Source organism: Cupriavidus sp. OTU4054 (assembly GCF_038440175.1).
Classification (GTDB): Bacteria; Pseudomonadota; Gammaproteobacteria; order Burkholderiales; family Burkholderiaceae; genus Cupriavidus; species Cupriavidus pauculus_D.
Map to the genome: position 1 here is coordinate 51416 of NZ_JASATF010000019.1, position 18976 is coordinate 70391.

At 64.5% G+C, this 18976-nt stretch carries 18 protein-coding genes; 13 read left to right on the forward strand and 5 right to left on the reverse strand.

The genetic code is table 11. The features are described from left to right. Nucleotides 1-193 precede the first annotated feature (193 nt). The 6 genes from purN to nadC all read left to right on the forward strand — a co-directional run bounded on the left by purN (nt 194) and on the right by nadC (nt 7314). A complete protein-coding gene (gene purN / locus AAHB16_RS21290; protein ID WP_150370819.1) occupies nt 194-859 on the forward strand; it encodes a phosphoribosylglycinamide formyltransferase in 666 nt (221 codons plus the stop codon). Further along, nucleotides 856-2277, forward strand: coding sequence for an RsmB/NOP family class I SAM-dependent RNA methyltransferase (locus tag AAHB16_RS21295; protein WP_191002171.1), 1422 nt, complete (start codon nt 856-858; stop codon nt 2275-2277). The genes purN and AAHB16_RS21295 overlap by 4 nt, the downstream gene beginning before the upstream one ends. Nucleotides 2278-2354: 77 nt before the next feature. Further along, a complete protein-coding gene (locus AAHB16_RS21300; protein WP_342051936.1) occupies nt 2355-3692 on the forward strand; it encodes a mechanosensitive ion channel family protein in 1338 nt (445 codons plus the stop codon). 265 nt (nt 3693-3957) lie between these two features. Continuing rightward, nucleotides 3958-5148 carry a DesA family fatty acid desaturase gene (locus tag AAHB16_RS21305; RefSeq protein ID WP_150370821.1) on the forward strand — a complete coding sequence of 397 codons (1191 nt, stop codon included), beginning with the start codon at nt 3958-3960 and terminating at the stop codon, nt 5146-5148. 142 nt (nt 5149-5290) lie between these two features. After that, nucleotides 5291-6454 carry a quinolinate synthase NadA gene (nadA, locus tag AAHB16_RS21310; RefSeq protein WP_150370822.1) on the forward strand — a complete coding sequence of 388 codons (1164 nt, stop codon included), beginning with the start codon at nt 5291-5293 and terminating at the stop codon, nt 6452-6454. Next, nucleotides 6451-7314 carry a carboxylating nicotinate-nucleotide diphosphorylase gene (gene nadC, locus AAHB16_RS21315; RefSeq protein WP_150370823.1) on the forward strand — a complete coding sequence of 288 codons (864 nt, stop codon included), beginning with the start codon at nt 6451-6453 and terminating at the stop codon, nt 7312-7314. The genes nadA and nadC overlap by 4 nt, the downstream gene beginning before the upstream one ends. A gap of 19 nt (nt 7315-7333) precedes the next feature. On the opposite strand, the gene nadB is transcribed toward nadC, so the two are convergent. The 4 genes from nadB to radC all read right to left on the reverse strand — a co-directional run bounded on the left by nadB (nt 7334) and on the right by radC (nt 10368). Further along, the gene (gene nadB, locus AAHB16_RS21320; RefSeq protein ID WP_150370824.1) at nt 7334-8959 is read right to left on the reverse strand and encodes an L-aspartate oxidase; all 1626 of its coding nucleotides are present in this window, start codon (nt 8957-8959) and stop codon (nt 7334-7336) included. 127 nt (nt 8960-9086) lie between these two features. Then, nucleotides 9087-9257 (reverse strand): 50S ribosomal protein L33, encoded by a 171-nt coding sequence (gene rpmG / locus AAHB16_RS21325; protein WP_010814980.1) that lies wholly within the window; start codon nt 9255-9257, stop codon nt 9087-9089. Between the two features lie 13 nt (nt 9258-9270). After that, the gene (rpmB, locus tag AAHB16_RS21330; RefSeq protein WP_006575661.1) at nt 9271-9504 is read right to left on the reverse strand and encodes a 50S ribosomal protein L28; all 234 of its coding nucleotides are present in this window, start codon (nt 9502-9504) and stop codon (nt 9271-9273) included. A 147-nt stretch (nt 9505-9651) separates the two neighbouring features. Continuing rightward, complete coding sequence (radC, locus tag AAHB16_RS21335; protein ID WP_342051907.1) at nt 9652-10368, reverse strand: RadC family protein; 717 nt, start codon at nt 10366-10368, stop codon at nt 9652-9654. 94 nt (nt 10369-10462) lie between these two features. Here radC and AAHB16_RS21340 point away from each other — a divergent pair, with 94 nt between their 5' ends. The 7 genes from AAHB16_RS21340 (at nt 10463) to AAHB16_RS21370 (ending at nt 17504) form a co-directional block, all read left to right on the forward strand. Next, entirely contained in the window at nt 10463-10951 is a 489-nt protein-coding gene (locus AAHB16_RS21340) for an FKBP-type peptidyl-prolyl cis-trans isomerase (RefSeq protein ID WP_150370826.1), read from the forward strand. 23 nt (nt 10952-10974) lie between these two features. After that, nucleotides 10975-11934, forward strand: coding sequence for a 4-hydroxy-3-methylbut-2-enyl diphosphate reductase (gene ispH / locus AAHB16_RS21345; protein WP_342051937.1), 960 nt, complete (start codon nt 10975-10977; stop codon nt 11932-11934). 511 nt (nt 11935-12445) lie between these two features. Further along, nucleotides 12446-13651 carry a branched-chain amino acid ABC transporter substrate-binding protein gene (locus AAHB16_RS21350; RefSeq protein WP_150370827.1) on the forward strand — a complete coding sequence of 402 codons (1206 nt, stop codon included), beginning with the start codon at nt 12446-12448 and terminating at the stop codon, nt 13649-13651. 215 nt (nt 13652-13866) lie between these two features. After that, a complete protein-coding gene (locus AAHB16_RS21355) occupies nt 13867-14802 on the forward strand; it encodes a branched-chain amino acid ABC transporter permease (protein ID WP_109580222.1) in 936 nt (311 codons plus the stop codon). A 13-nt stretch (nt 14803-14815) separates the two neighbouring features. Further along, nucleotides 14816-15970 (forward strand): ABC transporter permease subunit, encoded by a 1155-nt coding sequence (locus AAHB16_RS21360; protein WP_150370828.1) that lies wholly within the window; start codon nt 14816-14818, stop codon nt 15968-15970. A gap of 17 nt (nt 15971-15987) precedes the next feature. Then, nucleotides 15988-16764 carry an ABC transporter ATP-binding protein gene (locus tag AAHB16_RS21365; protein WP_150370829.1) on the forward strand — a complete coding sequence of 259 codons (777 nt, stop codon included), beginning with the start codon at nt 15988-15990 and terminating at the stop codon, nt 16762-16764. A gap of 23 nt (nt 16765-16787) precedes the next feature. Beyond that, nucleotides 16788-17504, forward strand: coding sequence for an ABC transporter ATP-binding protein (locus AAHB16_RS21370; protein WP_150370830.1), 717 nt, complete (start codon nt 16788-16790; stop codon nt 17502-17504). 90 nt (nt 17505-17594) lie between these two features. On the opposite strand, the gene AAHB16_RS21375 is transcribed toward AAHB16_RS21370, so the two are convergent. Continuing rightward, the gene (locus AAHB16_RS21375) at nt 17595-18782 is read right to left on the reverse strand and encodes an acetylornithine transaminase (protein WP_150370831.1); all 1188 of its coding nucleotides are present in this window, start codon (nt 18780-18782) and stop codon (nt 17595-17597) included. Nucleotides 18783-18976 lie beyond the last annotated feature (194 nt).

The window sequence follows — 18976 nt, forward strand, 5'->3', positions numbered from 1 at the left end:
GCCTTGCCTAAGGGGGCGCGTGGACGTAACGGCCACTCTAACAGAGCGAGTGAGGCGTCACAATCCATCCATCGCAGGTATTTTCAACAGGTCCGCCGTGGGAAATTGCCGATGCGTGCAAATTTCCCGTGAATTAAGCACCTAATACGCTCGCTTTGCGAGAGTTTAGGCTTTCGCTTGGTAGAATTGCGCGATGAAAAATATTGTGATCCTGATCTCGGGGCGTGGCACAAACATGGAAGCCATCGTCCGTGCCTGCGAATCCGAGCGCTGGCCTGCCCGGGTTGCGGCTATCCTGTCGAATCGCGCGGATGCCGCAGGCCTGCAGTTTGCCGCCGAGCATGGTATCCCCACGATCGTTATCGACCATCAGCATTATCCCGACCGTGCCGCTTTCGATACGGCCATGCGCGACGCGATCGACGCATGTCAGCCGGATCTGGTAGTGCTGGCGGGCTTCATGCGCATTCTCACGCCGGCCTTCGTCGACCACTACGCGGGCCGCATGCTGAATATTCACCCGTCGCTGCTGCCGAGTTTTCCTGGCCTCAAGACGCATCGGCAGGCGCTCGATGCGGGCGTCAAGCTTCATGGCGCGACGGTGCATTTCGTGACTTCTGAACTCGATCATGGTCCGATCGTGATGCAGGGGGCACTCGACGTTCTGCCTGGCGACACACCCGAGTCGTTGGCCGAACGTCTGCTCGATTGCGAGCACATCATCTATCCGCGTGCCGTACGCTGGTTCATCGAGAACCGGCTGCGCGTGCAGGACGGCATCGTTCACGTTCACCCGGCCGAACCGCAGTGGTTCCTGGCCCTTTCAGCCAGCGCCGGCGTGGCAGGTATCTCATCATGACAATCAGTCGTAATCACGCAACACCCGAACAGAATCGACAGCGAAATCGCAGCAAGGGCAAGTCGAGCCCGATCCGAAAAGCGGGCGGCAAGCCCGATGCCAACGGTCCGCGCACCGGTACCGATGGCGCGTTCGCGCGCAGCAGCAGCGGCCTGCAGGCGTTTCATCTGCAGCACATCGATCGTCTGCTCGGCAAGGTGCTGCTGTTCGCGCGTCCCGCGGACAGCGTGGTCAGCCATTACTTCCGCGAGAACAGCAAGCTCGGCCACCGCGAGCGCGGCATCATCGCCGAGGCGATCTTCGCGGTGTTGCGCCGGCGCGTCGAATTCGGCCAGTTCGCCGAAAGCGGTACCGGTTCCGCCACGCGCCGCCTGGGCCTGCTGGGCCTCGCCGCCACGCTCGGCCGCGACGCGCTGACACCGTTCCTGTATCCCGACGAGGCCGAGTGGCTCGACCGCCTGACCACGATCGAGCGCGCGAGCCTCGCGCCGCGCGTGCGCGCGAACCTGCCCGAGTGGCTGTACGACGATCTGCTCGCCCGCCACGGCGAGGCCTTCACGGCCGCGCTCGGCGACGCCTGGCTGCGTCCGGCGCCGCTGGACCTGCGTGCCAATCTGGCCAAGGTGTCGCGCGAACAGGCCATCGAGGAGCTCGAGGCCGCCGGTATCGGCGCCGCGCCCACGCCGATGGCGCCGGCCGGCATCCGCCTCGCGGGCAAGCCCGCGCTGAACCAGTTGCCGCTGTTCATCAATGGCGGCGTGGAAGTGCAGGACGAAGGCAGCCAGCTGCTGTGCAACCTGGTGGCACCGAAGCGCGGCGAGATGGTCGTCGACTTCTGCGCGGGCGCGGGCGGCAAGACGCTCGCGCTGGGCGTGGCGATGCGCTCGACGGGCCGTCTGTACGCATTCGACGTCTCCGAAAAGCGTCTGGCCAACCTGAAGCCGCGTCTCGCGCGCAGCGGGCTGTCCAACGTGCATCCGGTGCTGATCGACTCCGAGCGCGACGCCAAGGTCAAGCGCCTGGCGGGGAAGATCGATCGCGTACTCGTGGATGCGCCATGCAGCGGCCTCGGCACCCTGCGCCGCAATCCCGACCTCAAGTGGCGCCAGACGCCCGAGTCGGTCGTCGAGCTGACCGAGAAGCAGCGCGCGATCCTCGACTCCGCCGCGCGTCTGGTGAAGGGCGGCGGCCGCATCGTCTACGCCACCTGCAGCGTGCTCGAGGCCGAGAACGAAGCCATCGTGCGCGATTTTCTGGCAACGCACGACAATTTCCGCCTGGTTCCCGTGCAGGAAGTGTTTGCCGAGCAGAAGATCGAAGTCCCCTCGTTGCCGGCCGATAGCGGCATGTTGGCGCTATTTCCGCATATCCACCAGACCGACGGCTTCTTCGCCGCGGTGCTCGAACGGACGCGCTGATGCCCGAGGCGGCAAGCGCAGTGGATGCGGTGGGTACGGTGAGCGGGTCTCCCGCCACGCGTCCTCCGTTCGGGAGGATGCTCGATGACCTGATCCGCGATGCCGGCGGGCAGGCGTTCTTCTGGCAGATCGCGGTGCTGGCGGGCTGCCTCGTGGTCGCGTGGTTCCTCGCGCGCCATGTCGTGAAGCGGCTCGACGCGCGCTATGCCACCTCGAGCTTCGCGCTGCGCTTTGCCGCCGCCAGCCTCGAGCGGGCCATGTTCCCGCTGTTCGGCTGGCTGCTGGTGATGGTCGCGCGCTACGCGCTGGTCCCGCTGGGTTCGGTCAGCGTGCTGCGGCTCGCGCTGGTGCCGCTGTTCGGCATCACGTTCCTGTATTTCGCGTTCTACATTCTCCGGCGCGTGATGTCGGGCGACGGCCAGCTGCAGGGCATGCTCGTGCTGGTCGAGAAGGTGCTGACGACCCTCGTGTGGCTCGGCATGGGCCTGTATGTGATGGGGCTGCTGTGGGACGTCATCGGCTGGATGCAGGACGTACGCTTCTCCGTAGGCGGCAAGCAGGACGTGAGCCTCGCGAGCACGCTGCTCGGCGCGATCTGGATCCTGCTGACCGTGCTGGTGGCCATGTGGTTCGGCTCGTGGCTCGAAGACCGGCTGATGCGCGCGCCGAGCCTCGATACCAACCTCAAGGTCGTGCTCACGCGCATCGCCAAGGCATTGCTGCTGGTCGTGGCGCTGCTGCTGAGCCTGTCGCTCGTGGGTATCGACCTGACCGTGCTGTCGGTATTCGGCGGCGCGCTCGGGGTGGGTCTGGGCCTGGGTCTGCAGAAGATCGCGAGCAACTACATCTCGGGATTCATCATCCTGCTCGACCGCTCGGTCAAACTCGGCGACCAGATCACGGTGGACAAGTACACGGGTATCGTGGCCCAGATCCGCACGCGCTACACCGTGGTGCGAAACGGGGACGGGGAAACGCTGGTGCCGAACGAGCAACTCGTGGCCCAGTCCGTCCAGAATCACTCGTTCTCGAATACCAATGTGCGCGTGGCGGCACGTGTGCAGGCCGACTACGCCGCCGATCCCGACACCGTGATCGCGCTACTCGAGGCCTGTGTGCGCGATCTGCCACGCGTGCTCCCCGAACCGAAGCCGACCGGGTTTCTGGTCGCGTTCGCAGAAAGCGGCATCGAGTACGAAATTGCCGTCAACATCGCCGATCCCGAGAAGGGCAAGCTCGGCGTGCAATCGGCGATGAACCGCGCGATCTGGCGCACGTTCAAGGCAAACGGCATTTCCATCCCGTATCCGCAGCGCGAGATTCGTGCGACGTCGGGGTCACTCGCGGAACAAACGCCTCAGGCGCCTCTCCAAGTCGGGGAAAAAGCGGATGTTCCACCCGCGCCGATCCGGTAGAATGAGGGGTTGTCGCGGGCAGGATTTCCAGGCAGGAATTTCCAGGCAGGAACTTCCGCGCCCCACACCATACAGACACATACAGACATACAGCCGCCAGATTGCAGCGGCTCGTACCGCGAACCGCCCGGGCCCCGATGTGCCACCGGGCGCGTCGAGATAGCTATCGCAATCGATGATTCTTTCGCAGACGTTTTGCTGCGCACTGAGTGGGCTGGCACGACCCGTGCTGGGCTACAGACCTGTTTAATCGACGGAGAACAGTTTGTTCGACACAATTCTTGACTGGGCCGCCAACGGCCTTGCCAACTGGTCCTGGTGGGAGATCACCCTCTTCACGCTCGTGGTGACCCATATCACCATCGCGGGCGTCACGATCTTCCTGCACCGCTGCATGGCGCACCGGTCGCTGGACCTGCATCCCATCGCCCAGCATTTCTTCCGGTTCTGGCTGTGGCTGACCACGGGCATGGTGACGAAGGAATGGACCGCCATTCACCGCAAGCACCACGCCAAGTGCGAGACCGAAGACGATCCGCACAGCCCGCAGACGCGCGGTATCCGCAAGGTGCTGATGGAAGGCGCCGAGCTCTATCGCGAGGAAGCCAAGAACAAGGAAACCATCGCCAAGTTCGGCCATGGCACGCCCGACGACTGGATCGAGCGCAATGTGTACTCGCGCTTCGGCTGGCAGGGCGTGGGCCTGATGCTGATCATCGATCTCGCGCTGTTCGGCGTGATCGGCATGACCGTGTGGGCCGTGCAGATGCTCTGGATCCCGATCCACGCGGCCGGCATCATCAACGGTCTCGGCCACTGGTGGGGGTATCGCAATTACGATTGCGAGGACGCTTCGACCAACGTGTCGCCGTGGGGCATCATCATCGGCGGCGAAGAGCTGCACAACAACCACCACACGTATCCGACTTCGGCCAAGTTCTCCATCAAGTGGTACGAGTTCGATGTGGGCTGGTGGTATATCCGCGGCATGCAGGCGGTGGGTCTGGCCAAGGTCAAGAAGATCCCGCCCAAGGCACGTCTCGTCGAGGCACGCCCGGTCGATCACAACACGCTGGAGGCGATCATCGCCAACCGCTACGACGTGATGGCCCGCTACGCCAAGGCCGTGAAGGGCGCGTTCCGTCAGGAACTGGACAAGCTCAAGGAAGGCCGCGTGGCCGAGTACAGCAACCTGAAGCCCGCGCGCAAGTGGTTCCACCGCGAGGAAACCAAGCTTGCGGCGACGCAGCGCCAGCAGCTGGCCAGCATTGTCGAGCAGCACAAGGCGCTGCACACGTTCGTGGAAATGCGCCGCGAACTGGCCGTGATCTGGGGCCGCTCGAACATGACGCGCGAGCAGCTGCTGCAGGCACTGCAGGCCTGGTGCCACCGCGCCGAGGCCAGCGGCATCGAAGCGCTGCAGGACTTTTCGCTGCGCCTGCGCCGGTACGCCTGATACAATCGGCCGCAACCCTGAGTCGGTTGCACCCAGAAGCCCCGCACCTCGCGGGGCTTTTTTTCGTTTTACACTCTTGCCGTGTTCGATAGATGGCGCCGCATGCACGGCGCCGTGCGGTCGGCAGAGGAGTACCGCAGACATGACCCCACAAACGACTTCCCAAGCGCTCAAGACCGTCGAGTTCGAGAAACCGATCCTGACCGATGACGACAGCGCCGGCACGAGCTGCGTCGCGCATGCCTGGGCCAAGGTGCCCCCGGTGTTGTCGCAGGACGAGCGCGCCGCGCTCAAGGACCGTATTCGCCGCCTGCTGAAGGCGCGCAACGCGGTACTCGTAGCGCACTACTACGTCGATGCCGATCTGCAGGATCTGGCCGAGGAAACGGGCGGCTGCGTGTCCGATTCGCTCGAGATGGCACGCTTCGGGCGCGAGCATCCCGCGACCACGCTCGTGGTGGCCGGCGTGCGCTTCATGGGCGAGACCGCCAAGATCCTGAGCCCCGAGAAGACCATCCTGATGCCGGACCTCGATGCGACCTGTTCGCTCGACCTGGGCTGTCCGGCCGACGATTTCGCGGCATTCTGCGACGCGCATCCCGACCGCACGGTGGTCGTCTATGCGAACACCAGCGCGGCCGTGAAGGCGCGGGCGGACTGGATGGTGACCTCGAGCATCGGGCTCAAGATCGTCGAGCATCTGCATGCGCGCGGCGAGAAGATCCTGTGGGCACCAGACAAGCACCTCGGCGGCTTCATCCAGAAGCAGACGGGCGCGGATATGCTGCTGTGGCAGGGCTCGTGCCTCGTGCACGACGAGTTCAAGGGCATCGAACTCGATCTGCTGCGCAAGGAGCATCCGAACGCGAAGATCCTCGTGCATCCCGAATCGCCGGCCAACGTGGTGGCGCTCGCGGACGTGGTCGGCTCGACGACGCAGCTGATCACCGCCGCGCAGCAGCTCGACGCGAAGGAGTTCATCGTGGCGACCGACAACGGCATCCTGCACAAGATGCGGATGGCGGCGCCGGGCAAGCACTTCATCGAGGCGCCGACCGCCGGCAACAGCGCGACGTGCAAGAGCTGCGCGCATTGCCCGTGGATGGCGATGAACGCGCTCTCGAACCTCGCCGAGGTGCTCGAGAAGGGTCACAACGAGATTCACGTCGATCCCGAGATCGGCCGCCAGGCCTATACGTGTATCGACCGCATGCTCGATTTCGCCGCGAAGCAGAAGGCGAACGTGCGCCCATCGTCCGATCTCGCGCGCGAGTCGCAGCTGTTCCAGGGAGTGGGTCCGGCATGAGCGCGAATCCGGTATTCGACAGTTATGGCCCCGCGCTGCGCGCGGCGCTCGCGCAGAACGTGGCCGCGGCCATCGCGGAGGATGTGGGAACGGGCGATCTGACCGGCCTGCTGGTGCCGGCGGACAAGGCCGCCCACGCGCGCGTGATCGTGCGCGAGTCTGCCGTGTTATGCGGCCAGCCGTGGTTCGACGCCTGCATGCAGGCCGTGGACGCGCGGCTTGCGGTGCGGTGGTTCAAGGAGGAGGGCGCGCGCATGTCGCCCGACGACGTGGTGTGCGAGATCACGGGTCCCGCGCGCGCGTTGCTCACGGCCGAGCGGCCGTCGCTGAATTTCCTGCAGCTGTTGTCCGGCGTGGCCTCCGCCACGCGGCGCTATGCCGATCTGATCGACGGGACGCGCGCACGCGTGCTCGACACGCGCAAGACGCTGCCGGGGCTGCGCCTCGCGCAGAAGTACGCGGTAAAGATCGGCGGCGGCGAGAACCAGCGGCTGGCGTTGTATGACGGCATCCTGATCAAGGAAAACCACATTGCGGCGGCGGGCAGCATCACGGCTGCGATGCAGGCCGCGCTCGCGCTCGATACCGACGCGACCGTGCAGGTCGAGGTGGAGTCGATCGCCGAGCTCGAAGAGGCGCTGGCCGCCGGCGCGACCTCGGTGCTGATCGACAACTTCACCGTCGAGATGATGCACGAGGCCGTGCGCGTCAACGAAGGCCGCGCGTTGCTGGAAGTGTCGGGCAACGTGAACGCCGATACCATCCGCAGGTTCGCGGAGACGGGCGTGGACCGCATTTCGGTCGGCGCGCTGACGAAGGACGTCCGCGCGACCGACTACTCGCTGCGTATTATCGGCTGAACCTCTATCGGCCGAACTTCTATCGGCTGATCTTCTGCTTGCCGTTGCGGTGCGCTTCCGCGCGGCGGGTCAGCGGCTGCAGCACGGTCGGCAGCGCCTTCGGCAGGGTATCGGGATAGTCGCGGCTGAAATGGAGGCCGCGGCTCTCGTGCCGCGAGTACGCGCTGTCAACGATCAGCGACGCCACCTCCACGAGGTTGCGCAGTTCGAGCAGATCGCGCGTGACGCGGAAATTCGCGTAGTACTCGGCGATCTCCTCGCGCAGCAGGCCGATGCGGTGCTGCGCGCGTTCGAGCCGCTTGTCCGTGCGCACAATCCCCACGTAGTTCCACATCATGCGGCGCAGCTCGTCCCAGTTGTGCGACACCACGACTTCCTCGTCGGCATCCGATACGCGGCTCTCGTCCCAGGCGGGCAACTGGATATCGGGCGCGCCGGCCTTGTCCTGCGAGGCGATATCGGCGGCGGCCGCGCGGCCGATCACGATGCATTCCAGCAACGAATTCGATGCCAGCCGGTTGGCGCCGTGCAGGCCCGTGCAGGCCGTCTCGCCCACCGCGTAGAGATTGGAGAGATCGGTGCGGCCCGCCGTGTCCGTCACCACGCCACCGCACGTGTAGTGCGCGGCGGGCACGACCGGAATCGGCTCGCGCGTGATATCGATGCCGAGTTCGAGGCAGCGCGCGTGGATCGTCGGGAAATGCTCCTTGAGGAATTCGGGCGGCTGATGCGTGATATCGAGGTACACGCAGTCGAGGCCGCGCTTCTTCATCTCGAAGTCGATCGCGCGCGCCACCACGTCGCGCGGCGCGAGTTCCGCGCGCGGATCGTGGTCGGGCATGAATCGTGTGCCGTCGGGCAGCTTCAGCAGGCCGCCTTCGCCGCGCACCGCTTCCGAGATCAGGAACGACTTCGCGTAAGGGTGATAGAGGCAGGTCGGATGGAACTGGATGAACTCCATGTTCGCCACGCGGCAGCCCGCGCGCCATGCCATCGCAATGCCGTCGCCGGTCGCCGTATCGGGATTGGTCGTGTACAGGTAGACCTTGCCTGCGCCACCGGCCGCGAGCACCGTGTGCGTGGCCGTGATGGTGCGCACCTCGCCCGTCGCGTCGTCGAGTACGTACAGGCCGTAGCATTTGTTGCCGGGCAGGCCGAGCTTCTCCGCGGTGATCAGGTCGATCGCGAACTGGTCTTCGATGATCGTGATGTTCGGGTGCCGGCGCGCCTGCTCGGCGAGGGTCGTGACCACGGCATGGCCCGTCGCGTCGGCGGCATGGATGATGCGGCGATGGCTGTGTCCGCCTTCGCGCGTGAGGTGGAATCCGAGTTCGGCCTGGTCGTCGCGCGTGAACGGGACGCTACGGTCGATCAGCCACTGGATGGCGTCGCGGCCGTGCTCCACGATGAAGCGCGTCGCACCTTCATCGCACAGGCCCGCACCCGCGACCAGCGTGTCCTGCGTGTGTTCGTCGTAGCTGTCGCCGGAGTCCAGTACCGCGGCGATGCCGCCCTGCGCCCAGTCGCTCGCGCCCTGCGTCATCGCGCGCTTGGTGAGCATCGCCACCCGGTGAGTCTCGGCCAGTTGCAGGGCGACGGTCAGACCGGCCAGTCCGCTGCCGACGATCGCGACGTCATAATTCATGGTGCAGGTATCGCGCGGGGGCGCGTGGCAAGAAGGAAACTGGCAAGTGTACGCGCAATGCCCCATACCGGCGCCAGAAAACAAAAAACCCCGCATGAAGCGGGGTTCTTCGCGAAAGCAGGATCAATTACTTGATCTTGGTTTCCTTGTAAGCGACGTGCTTGCGGGCGACGGGATCGAACTTCATGATCTCCATCTTTTCCGGCATGGTGCGCTTGTTCTTGGTCGTCGTGTAGAAATGACCCGTACCTGCGGTCGATTCCAGCTTGATCTTGTCGCGTCCGCCTTTGCTGGCCATGTTGGACTCCTAATTAGACTTCGCCACGTGCGCGCAGGTCTGCGAGCACGGAGTCGATGCCTTTCTTGTCAATCAGGCGCAGACCGGCGTTCGAGACGCGCAGGCTCACCCAGCGGTTTTCCGATTCAACAAAGAAGCGGCGGTTCTGCAGGTTGGGCAGAAAACGGCGCTTGGTCTTGTTGTTTGCGTGGGAAACGTTGTTGCCGACCATCGGCGCTTTCCCGGTCACTTGACAGACGCGTGCCATGAAGCACTCCTAAATCTTTTTCGTGGACAATGTTCGCAACAGATCAACAAAAGGCGCGCGGCCCGGACTGCAGCGGTTGAGACTTCAGCAAAACGAGCATTATAGACCGGAAGCGCAAGGGGAATCAACGTCTTCTGCGCTTTTCCGTCAGGGAGTGTGGTGCCGTGCGCTGGGCGGCACATCCGGGCCCGGCATCAGGTCGTGCTCGGCAAACGAGTAGACGGCGTTGCCGGCCACGATGCAGTGATCGAGCAGGTCGATGTCGAGCGTGCCCAGTGCGCGCGCCAGCCGCCGGGTGGTGGTGACGTCGCTGCGGCTGGGCGCCGCCGCGCCGCCGGGGTGATTATGCGCGACGATCACGCCGGCCGCATTGTGGAACAGCGCCTGGCGCGCGACCTCGCGGGGATAGACGCGGGTCTGCCGCAGGGAGCCGCGGAACAGCTCCTCGCTGGCGATCAGCCGGTGGTGCGTGTCCAGATAGAGGCAGTGGAACGTTTCGTGCGGCAACTGGGACAGCGTCAGGCGCAGGTAGTCGCGTACGGCCCGGGACGTGCCGAGCGGGCGGGGCGCGCGCAGCGATTCGGCGAGCGCGCGGCGCGCCAGTTCGGGCACGACCTGCAGCTGCGCGAACTTGGCCTGGCCCATGCCCTTGAACGCGGCCAGGCGCGCGGGATCGGCGGCGAACAGCTGGGTGAGCGAGCCGAAGCTGCCGATCAGTTCGCGGGACAGGTCGAGGGCGGTCTTGCCGCCCGCGCCGACGCGAAGGAACACGGCGAGCAATTCGGCGTCGGAGAGCGTGGCGGCGCCCGCCTGCAGCAGCTTTTCGCGGGGCCGTTCGCTGACGGGCCAGTCGGTAATCGGCATGAATCGGCTCCTTGGCGGATCGGCGATGGGTGCGTCGGTCGGCGTCAGTTGGTCCAGTCGCATACAATACGGGTTGTTGACCGGTTGATCACCCATGAATTTGCAAAATATTGCGTCGGAAGCGGAGGGCGGCCTGGCGGGCCGCAAGACCGTTCAGGCGGACTCCTTCCTGACCCTGCACTACAGTGTTTCCCTTGAAAACGGTACCGAAGTGGTGAGCACCTTCGAAGAGAAGCCCGCCACGCTGCTGCTTGGACAGGGCCAGCTCGCACCCATGCTCGAGCAGGCGCTGCTCGGCATGCCCGAGGGCGAGCGCATGACGTATCGGCTCGCGCCCGAGCACGCGTTCGGTCCGCGTAATCCGGAACTGCTACAGTGGGTCTCGCTGGCGACGCTGCGCGAGAACAGCTCGTTCGAGGAGGATTACTCGCCGGGCGATCTCGTGGAATTCAATGCGCCGGGCGGCGGTAGCTACGCCGGCGTGCTCAAGGAGTTCGGCGAGACTGCCGCGCTGTTCGACTTCAATCACCCGCTGGCCGGACAGACGATCCTGTTCGATGTCCAGTTGATCGGAATTCTCTGATGTCCACCGTTGCGGAACGTCCCATGCTCGACAATCAGCCCGCCCTCGATGCGGAGATCCTGCTCGCTCAGCCGCGCGGTTTCTGCGCCGGTGTTGACCGTGCCATCGAGATCGTCGAGCGCGCGCTCGAGCGATTCGGTTCGCCGATCTACGTGCGCCACGAGATCGTGCACAACGCCTACGTCGTGGAGAACCTGCGCCAGAAGGGTGCGGTGTTCGTCGACGAGCTCGACGAGGTGCCGTCCGGTTCGACGGTCATCTTCAGCGCGCACGGTGTGTCCAAGGAAGTGCGTGCCGACGCGGTGGAACGCGGCCTGACCGTGTTCGACGCGACGTGCCCGCTCGTGACCAAGGTGCACGTGGAAGTGGGCAAGATGCGCGCCGAGGGTTGCGAGATCATCATGATCGGCCATCGCGGCCACCCCGAGGTGGAAGGCACGATGGGCCAGTCGGAGCACGGCATGCTGCTGGTGGAGTCCGTCGAGGACGTCGGACGCCTCGAGGTCAAGGACCCGGCCCAGCTCGCCTACGTCACGCAGACCACGCTGTCCGTCGACGAGACCGCCGAGATCGTGAACGCGCTGAAGGCGCGCTTCCCCGAGATCCGCGAGCCGAAGAAGCAGGATATCTGCTATGCCACGCAGAACCGCCAGGACGCCGTGAAGTTCATGGTGCCGCAGGTCGAGGTGGTGATCGTCGTGGGCAGCCCCAACAGCTCGAACTCCAACCGCCTGCGCGAACTCGCGGACCGCCTCGGCGTGCCGGCGTACATGGTGGACGATCCCGCCCAGCTGCAGCCCGAGTGGGTCGCCGGCAAGCGCCGCATCGGCCTGACCGCGGGCGCCTCGGCCCCCGAGGCCCTGGCGCAGGCGATCGTCGAGCGCCCGCGCGCGCTCGGTGCGCGCTCGGTGCGCGCGCTGGATGGCGTGGAGGAGAACATGTCCTTCCCGCTGCCGCGGGGCCTGGCAAGCGTGTCGGTCTGAGACGCGTTTGAAACCCGCAAAAAACGGCACCTTTATGGTGCCGTTTTTTTTCGCCTCGTATTTCTGCCATCGGGTGTGCCGATGTGCATACAGCCAGACAATATCAGGGTAATCCCGCAATCACGGGTTTTCCCTATTATGGTGCGGCCAGACATTATGCACATTGGAGAGGCATTGCTAAATCAGAAATAAATGCCTATTTAAAACCGTGTCTATTATGAGGTGCGCGACGCGCGGCTTTAATGCCACTTTTCACGCTCCGGGCACGATTCTTGATAGCTATGCGGCGGGTCCATCCGGTGGGCTTAGATTGCCCCAATCTGTGCATTGGGGAAATTCCCTAGCGCAATTGATGGGAAAAAGGTTCAGGTTGTTGCGTCGCATATTGCATCCGCAAAAAAAGGGGATACAATGCGCGGCGTTTCAAATTGAAACTAAACAAAGGCTGTACAGGGGAGCGTTCGGGAGGGTCCAGTTCTCCCCTGTTTTTGTGAATCCTAGGAGATCACTCATGCAATTCACGTTTGCCAAGATTCTGCCGATCGCGGCTGCAGTGGCGCTGGTCGCAGCCTGCGGCAAGAAGGAAGAAAAGCCTGCCGATGCCGCGGCATCGGCGCCTGCGGCGGCCGCAGCGCCCGCGGCGGGCGGCGGCGAAGTCGTCGTCAAGATCGGCCACGCGGCTCCGCTGACCGGCGGCATTGCCCACCTTGGCAAGGACAACGAGAACGGCGCGCGCCTGGCCGTCGAGGAAGCCAACAAGGCCGGCCTCGAAATCGGCGGCAAGAAGATCAAGCTGGAACTGGTGGGCGAAGACGACGCCGCCGATCCGAAGACCGGTACCGCCGTGGCCCAGAAGCTGGTGGATGCCAAGGTCGTGGCCGTGGTCGGCCACCTGAACTCGGGCGTGTCGATTCCCGCCTCGAAGATCTACAGCGATGCCGGCATCGTGCAGATCTCGCCGTCCTCGACGAACCCCGACTACACGAAGCAAGGCTTCAAGACCACGTACCGCGTGGTGGCGACCGATGCCCAGCAGGGTCCGGCACTGGCCAACTACGCCGCCAAGAGCCTGCAGGCCAAGAGCGTGGCCATCGTTGACGATGCCACCGCTTACGGCAAGGGTCTGGCCGACGAGTTCGAGAAGACCGCGAAGGCTGCCGGCGTGAACGTCGTGGCACGTGAAGCCACGAACGACAAGGCCACCGACTTCAAGGCCATTCTGACCAAGATCAAGGGCAAGAAGCCGGACGTGATCATGTACGGCGGCATGGACGCCACGGGCGGTCCGTTCGCCAAGCAGGCCAAGGAACTCGGCATCGCGTCGAAGATCGTTGGCGGCGACGGCGTGTGTACCGACAAGGTGGCCGAGCTGGCTGGCGATGCCGTGCAGAACATCATCTGCTCGGAAGCCGGTCTGGCCCTGTCGAAGATGGAAACCGGTGCGGACTTCGAGAAGCGTTACCAGGCACGTTTCAACGCGCCGGTGCAGATCTACGCGCCGTTCACGTATGACGCCGTCAACGTGATCGTGGACGCCATGAAGCGCGCCAACTCGGTCGAGCCCGCCGCCATCCTGGCCGAAATGCCCAAGACGAACTACAAGGGCGTGATCGGCAACATCGCCTTCGACGAGAAGGGCGACATGAAGGAAGGCACCATCACGCTGTACGAGTACAAGGACAAGAAGAAGTCCGTCCTCGACGTCGTGAAGATGTAATACCGGGCTTATCGGCCCCGACGAACGGCACCGTGAGTACTTTGCGGTGCCGTTCTTTTTAGTCCGTCGTACGCGATTGGCATCCTTACAAGGATGGGAGCGGACGGGCGCAGCACACCCGCCTATATTTACACCACCAAACCCATCATCGACGACCTCCTCGTTCGTGGCATGCCAACCATGCCAGCCGAACCGGAGCTGAAGCAGGAGTTTTCATGGATATCTTTATCCAGCAGATCGTGAACGGTCTGGTGCTCGGCAGCATCTATGCGCTGATCGCACTGGGCTACACCATGGTCTACGGCATTCTGGGCATCATCAACTTCGCGCATGGCGATGTGCTGATGATTGGCGCGTTGACCGCGCTGTCCGCAATCCTGGGGCTGCAGAAGTTCGCGCCCGGACTGCCCGAATGGCTGACGCTGGTGATCGCCACGCTGATCGCCATGCCCGTGTGCGCGGTACTCTCGTACACCATCGAACGGGTCGCCTATCGACCGTTGCGGAATGCGCCGCGCCTCGCGCCGCTCATCACCGCGATCGGGGTCTCGATCATTCTGCAAACCATGGGGATGCTGATCTGGTCGCGTAACCCGCTGACCTTCCCGCAGCTGCTGCCTTCCGAGCCGATCGACATCGGTTCCACCGGCGCGACGATCACCGGCAAGGAAATGGTGATCATCGGCATGGCCGTGATGGTCATGTCCGGCCTGCTCGCCCTCGTCAACCGCACCAAGCTCGGCCGCGCGATGCGCGCGACCGCCGAGAACCAGAAGGTGGCGGGCCTGATGGGCGTGAACCCCAATTTCGTGATCTCCGCCACGTTCATGATCGGCGCCGCACTCGCCGCGCTGGCGGGCGTGATGATGGCGACGAACTACGGTAACGCACACTTCTACATGGGCTTTATCCCCGGTCTGAAGGCGTTCACCGCGGCCGTGCTGGGCGGCATCGGCAACCTCGCGGGCGCGATGGTTGGCGGCATGCTGCTGGGCCTGATCGAAGCGCTCGGCGCCGGTTACATCGGCGACCTGACCAATGGTGTGTTCGGCTCGAACTACCAGGACGTCTTTGCGTTCATCGTACTGATCATCGTGCTCGTGTTCCGTCCGTCCGGCATCATGGGCGAACGTGTCGCGGACCGTGCCTGAGGAGAGCGAATCCATGAATACCCCGATTCCATCCACGGCCGTCGCCGCGCCGTCGAAAGTTCCGGCAAAGACGCTGGCCGCGCTGCTCGGCTTCCTCGTGATCGCCCTGTGCGCACCGTTCTTCGTGCAGACGTTCGGCGGCAACTACTGGGTGCGCGTGCTCGACTTCGCGCTGCTCTACATCATGCTGGCGCTGGGCCTGAACATCGTGGTCGGCTTTGCCGGCCTGCTCGATCTGGGCTATATCGCGTTCTACGCGGTGGGCGCCTACTGCATGGCGCTGCTCGGCTCGCCGCACCTGGCGAACCAGTTCGAAGCGATTCAGGCGCTGTTCCCCAACGGCATCCACCTGACCATGTGGCTGGTGTTGCCCATCGCGATCGCGGTGGCGGCGACGTTCGGCGTATTGCTGGGCGCGCCGACGCTGAAACTGCGCGGCGACTATCTGGCCATCGTGACGCTGGGCTTCGGCGAGATCATCCGGATCTTCATGAACAACCTGGACCGTCCGGTGAACATCACGAACGGCCCGAAGGGCATTACCGGCGTGGACCCGGTCCACATCTTCGGGTTCGACTTCTCGAAGTCGCATGAAATCTTCGGCATGAAGTTCACGCCGGTGTTCATGTACTACTACCTGCTGGTGTTCCTGGTCATCGTGATCGTGTTCATCTGCCTGCGTCTGCAGAACTCGCGTATCGGCCGCGCCTGGGTGGCGATCCGTGAAGACGAGATCGCGGCCAAGGCGATGGGCATCAACACGCGCAACATGAAGCTGCTGGCGTTCGCCATGGGCGCATCGTTCGGCGGCGCCTCGGGCGCGGTGTTCGGCGCGTTCCAGGGCTTCGTGTCGCCGGAATCGTTCACGCTGTGGGAGTCGATCTACATCCTCGCGATCGTCGTGCTCGGCGGCATGGGCCATATCCCGGGCGTGATCCTGGGCGGCATCCTGCTCGTGGGCTTCCAGGAACTGCTGCGCGTCGTCGCGGAACCGATGCAGACGGGCCTGTTCGGCCACGTGATCGTCGACGCCGAAGTGCTGCGCCAGCTGCTGTTCGGTCTGGCCCTCGTGGCGGTGATGCTGTTCCGTCCGGCCGGTATCTGGCCGTCCCCGCGCAAGGAAGATCGCCCGGTGGTGCGCCGTGCCGGCAGCATCGGCCGTCTGTGAACGAAGGAGGAAGACACATGAGCAACAACGAATTCCTCCTGTCGGTACAGGGGGTCAACAAGCGATTCGGCGGCCTGCAGGCCCTGTCCGAAGTGGGCCTGCAGATCAAGCCCGGCGAGATCTACGGCCTGATCGGTCCGAACGGCGCGGGCAAGACCACGTTCTTCAACGTGATCACCGGCCTCTACACCCCGGACTCCGGCGAGTTTGTGCTGGGCGGGCAGCCGTACCAGCCGACGGCCGTGCATGAAGTGGCCAAGGCCGGCATCGCCCGCACGTTCCAGAACATCCGCCTGTTCGGCGACATGACCGCGCTCGAGAACGTGATGGTCGGCCGCCATGTGCGATCGAAGGCCGGCATCTTCGGCGCCGTCTTCCGTCCGCCTTCGGTGCGGCGCGAGGAAGAGGGCATCGAGGACATGGCGCACGACCTGCTCGACTACGTCGGCATCGGCAAGTACGCCAACTTCACCTCGCGCAATCTCTCGTACGGCCACCAGCGCCGCCTGGAGATCGCGCGCGCGCTGGCCACCGAGCCCAAGCTGCTCGCGCTCGACGAACCGGCGGCCGGCATGAACGCCACCGAGAAGGTGGAACTGCGCGGCCTGCTCGACAAGATCCGCAGCGACGGCAAGACGATCCTGCTGATCGAGCATGACGTGAAGCTCGTGATGGGGCTGTGCAACCGCCTGACCGTGCTGGACTATGGCAAGGTGATCGCGCAGGGCCTGCCGCAGGAAGTGCAGAGCAACCCCGCGGTGATCGAGGCCTACCTCGGCGCCTCGGCGCACTGACCGACACGCGGAGGCGAATCGAGATGAAACAGACAGTACTGAAGATTTCCGGCCTGAAAGTGGCCTACGGCGGCATCCAGGCCGTCAAGGGCGTGGACCTCGAGATCCACGACGGCGAACTGGTCACGCTGATCGGCGCCAATGGCGCCGGCAAGACCACCACCATGAAGGCCATTACAGGCCTCCAGGGCTGGGCGGGCGGCGACGTGGAATACCTGGGCAAGTCCATCAAGGGCGTGCCCAGCTACACGCTGCTGAAGCAGGGTCTCGCGATGGTGCCGGAAGGTCGCGGCGTGTTCGCGCGCATGACCATTACCGAAAACCTGCAGATGGGGGCGTACACGCGCAACGACGAGGCCGGCATCAAGGCCGATATCGACCGCATGTTCGAGACGTTCCCGCGCCTGAAGGAACGTGCCAACCAGCTGGCGGGCACGATGTCCGGCGGCGAGCAGCAGATGCTGGCCATGGCGCGCGCGCTGATGAGCCAGCCCAAGCTGCTGCTGCTCGACGAACCGTCGATGGGTCTCTCGCCGATCATGGTCGAGAAGATCTTCGAGGTCGTGCGCACGGTGTCGGCGCAGGGTGTGACGATCCTGCTCGTGGAGCAGAACGCGCGCCTGGCGCTGCAGGCCGCGCACCGCGGCTACGTGATGGAGTCGGGTCTGGTCACGATGAGCGGCGACGCGAAGCAGATGCTCGACGATCCGAAGGTTCGCGCGGCGTATCTGGGCGAGTGATCCACGGCGCCAGCGACCATGAAGAAGCCCCGCGTATGCGGGGCTTTTTCTTTGCGGGGCTTTTTCTTTGGCCGAGGGGCTGAGCGGAGATCAGGCCAGCTTCTTGAGCAGCGTGCGCAGCATGCCGATCATCTGGTCGATCTCTTCGCGCGTGACATTCAGCGCGGGCATGAAGCGCAGCAGGTTCGGGCGCGGCGAATTCAGCAGCAGGCCTTCCGGACCCATGTCACGTGCTTCTTCCACGATCTGCGGGCCGATGTCCTTGCCGAGCATCAGCGCGCGCAGCAGGCCGTCGCCGCGCTCGCCCTGGAGGCCGAACTCGGCGGTCAGGGCCAGCAGCTGCTCGCGCAGGTAGCCGGCCTTGGCGCGCACGTCCTCGAGGAAGCCCGGGGCCAGCAGCTGCTCGATCACCGCCGCGCCGACCGCGGTCATCAGCGGATTGCCGTTGTAGGTACCGCCCTGATCGCCGGCCTCGAAGCTCGCGACGTCGGCCTTGCACAGCAGCGCGGCCAGCGGCACGCCGCCGCCGATACCCTTGCCGAGCGTCATGATGTCCGGCTCCACGCCCGACAGTTCGTACGCGAACATCGTGCCGCAGCGGCCGCAGCCCGTCTGCACTTCATCGACGATGAACAGCAGCTTGTGCTTGTCGGCCAGCGCGCGCAGGCCCTGCATGAATTCGCGCGAGGCGGGAATCACGCCGCCTTCGCCCTGCACGGGCTCCAGCATGATGCCGACGGTCTTGTCGTTGATCAGCGCTTCCACCGACGCCAGGTCGTTGAGCTCGGCCTTCGGGAAGCCCGGCACCTGCGGCGCGAAGATCTTGTCCCAGCCGGCCTTGCCCGACGCGCTCATCGTGGCGAGCGTGCGGCCGTGGAAGCTGTGGTCCATCGTGATGATCTCGAACGCGCCGCCCTTGTGCTTCTGGCCCCATTTGCGCGCGAGCTTGATCGCGCCTTCGTTGGCCTCGGCGCCGCTGTTGGCGAAGAACACCTTGTCGAAGCAGCTGTTGTCCGTCAGCAGCCGAGCCAGCTTGAGCATCGGTTCGTTGTAGAACGCGGGGCTCGGGTTCATCAGCTTGCGCGCCTGCTTTTCCAGCGCGGCGATCATGCCTTCGTTGGAATGGCCGAGGCTGTTCACGGCCCAGCCCTGTACGAAATCCAGATAGCGCTTGCCGTTGTGATCCGTCAGCCACGATCCCTTGCCTTCGGTGAAGACCAGCTCGGGACGGTTGGTGATGTACATCAGGGATTGGACGGGATACTCAGCAAATGCCATGGCGGACTCCTGGGGTCGGCATGAAACGATGAACAAAAAACAAAAAGCCACGGGGGCTGCCCGTGGCTCGTTGACCTGAACAAACGCTGTCGACGATCAGCCGCGTGGCACCCCGGAGAGGGGCAACGTACGGGATTGGCGTCGGTTGCGTCGTTGGTTCATGGCGGCCAATATAAGGCGCATGCGTCCCGGTG

What these genes read in the sequence shown, in the direction of transcription:
- ispH (WP_342051937.1), top strand. Translation starts at nt 10,975, where the DNA reads ATGCTCGACAATCAGCCCGCCCTCGATGCGGAGATCCTGCTCGCTCAG.
- nadB (WP_150370824.1), bottom strand. Translation starts at nt 8,959, where the DNA reads ATGAATTATGACGTCGCGATCGTCGGCAGCGGACTGGCCGGTCTGACC.
- nadA (WP_150370822.1), top strand. Translation starts at nt 5,291, where the DNA reads ATGACCCCACAAACGACTTCCCAAGCGCTCAAGACCGTCGAGTTCGAG.
- purN (WP_150370819.1), top strand. Translation starts at nt 194, where the DNA reads ATGAAAAATATTGTGATCCTGATCTCGGGGCGTGGCACAAACATGGAA.
- AAHB16_RS21340 (WP_150370826.1), top strand. Translation starts at nt 10,463, where the DNA reads ATGAATTTGCAAAATATTGCGTCGGAAGCGGAGGGCGGCCTGGCGGGC.
- AAHB16_RS21350 (WP_150370827.1), top strand. Translation starts at nt 12,446, where the DNA reads ATGCAATTCACGTTTGCCAAGATTCTGCCGATCGCGGCTGCAGTGGCG.
- AAHB16_RS21355 (WP_109580222.1), top strand. Translation starts at nt 13,867, where the DNA reads ATGGATATCTTTATCCAGCAGATCGTGAACGGTCTGGTGCTCGGCAGC.
- AAHB16_RS21300 (WP_342051936.1), top strand. Translation starts at nt 2,355, where the DNA reads ATGCTCGATGACCTGATCCGCGATGCCGGCGGGCAGGCGTTCTTCTGG.
- AAHB16_RS21370 (WP_150370830.1), top strand. Translation starts at nt 16,788, where the DNA reads ATGAAACAGACAGTACTGAAGATTTCCGGCCTGAAAGTGGCCTACGGC.
- rpmB (WP_006575661.1), bottom strand. Translation starts at nt 9,504, where the DNA reads ATGGCACGCGTCTGTCAAGTGACCGGGAAAGCGCCGATGGTCGGCAAC.
- AAHB16_RS21360 (WP_150370828.1), top strand. Translation starts at nt 14,816, where the DNA reads ATGAATACCCCGATTCCATCCACGGCCGTCGCCGCGCCGTCGAAAGTT.
- AAHB16_RS21375 (WP_150370831.1), bottom strand. Translation starts at nt 18,782, where the DNA reads ATGGCATTTGCTGAGTATCCCGTCCAATCCCTGATGTACATCACCAAC.
- rpmG (WP_010814980.1), bottom strand. Translation starts at nt 9,257, where the DNA reads ATGGCCAGCAAAGGCGGACGCGACAAGATCAAGCTGGAATCGACCGCA.
- radC (WP_342051907.1), bottom strand. Translation starts at nt 10,368, where the DNA reads ATGCCGATTACCGACTGGCCCGTCAGCGAACGGCCCCGCGAAAAGCTG.
- nadC (WP_150370823.1), top strand. Translation starts at nt 6,451, where the DNA reads ATGAGCGCGAATCCGGTATTCGACAGTTATGGCCCCGCGCTGCGCGCG.
- AAHB16_RS21365 (WP_150370829.1), top strand. Translation starts at nt 15,988, where the DNA reads ATGAGCAACAACGAATTCCTCCTGTCGGTACAGGGGGTCAACAAGCGA.
- AAHB16_RS21295 (WP_191002171.1), top strand. Translation starts at nt 856, where the DNA reads ATGACAATCAGTCGTAATCACGCAACACCCGAACAGAATCGACAGCGA.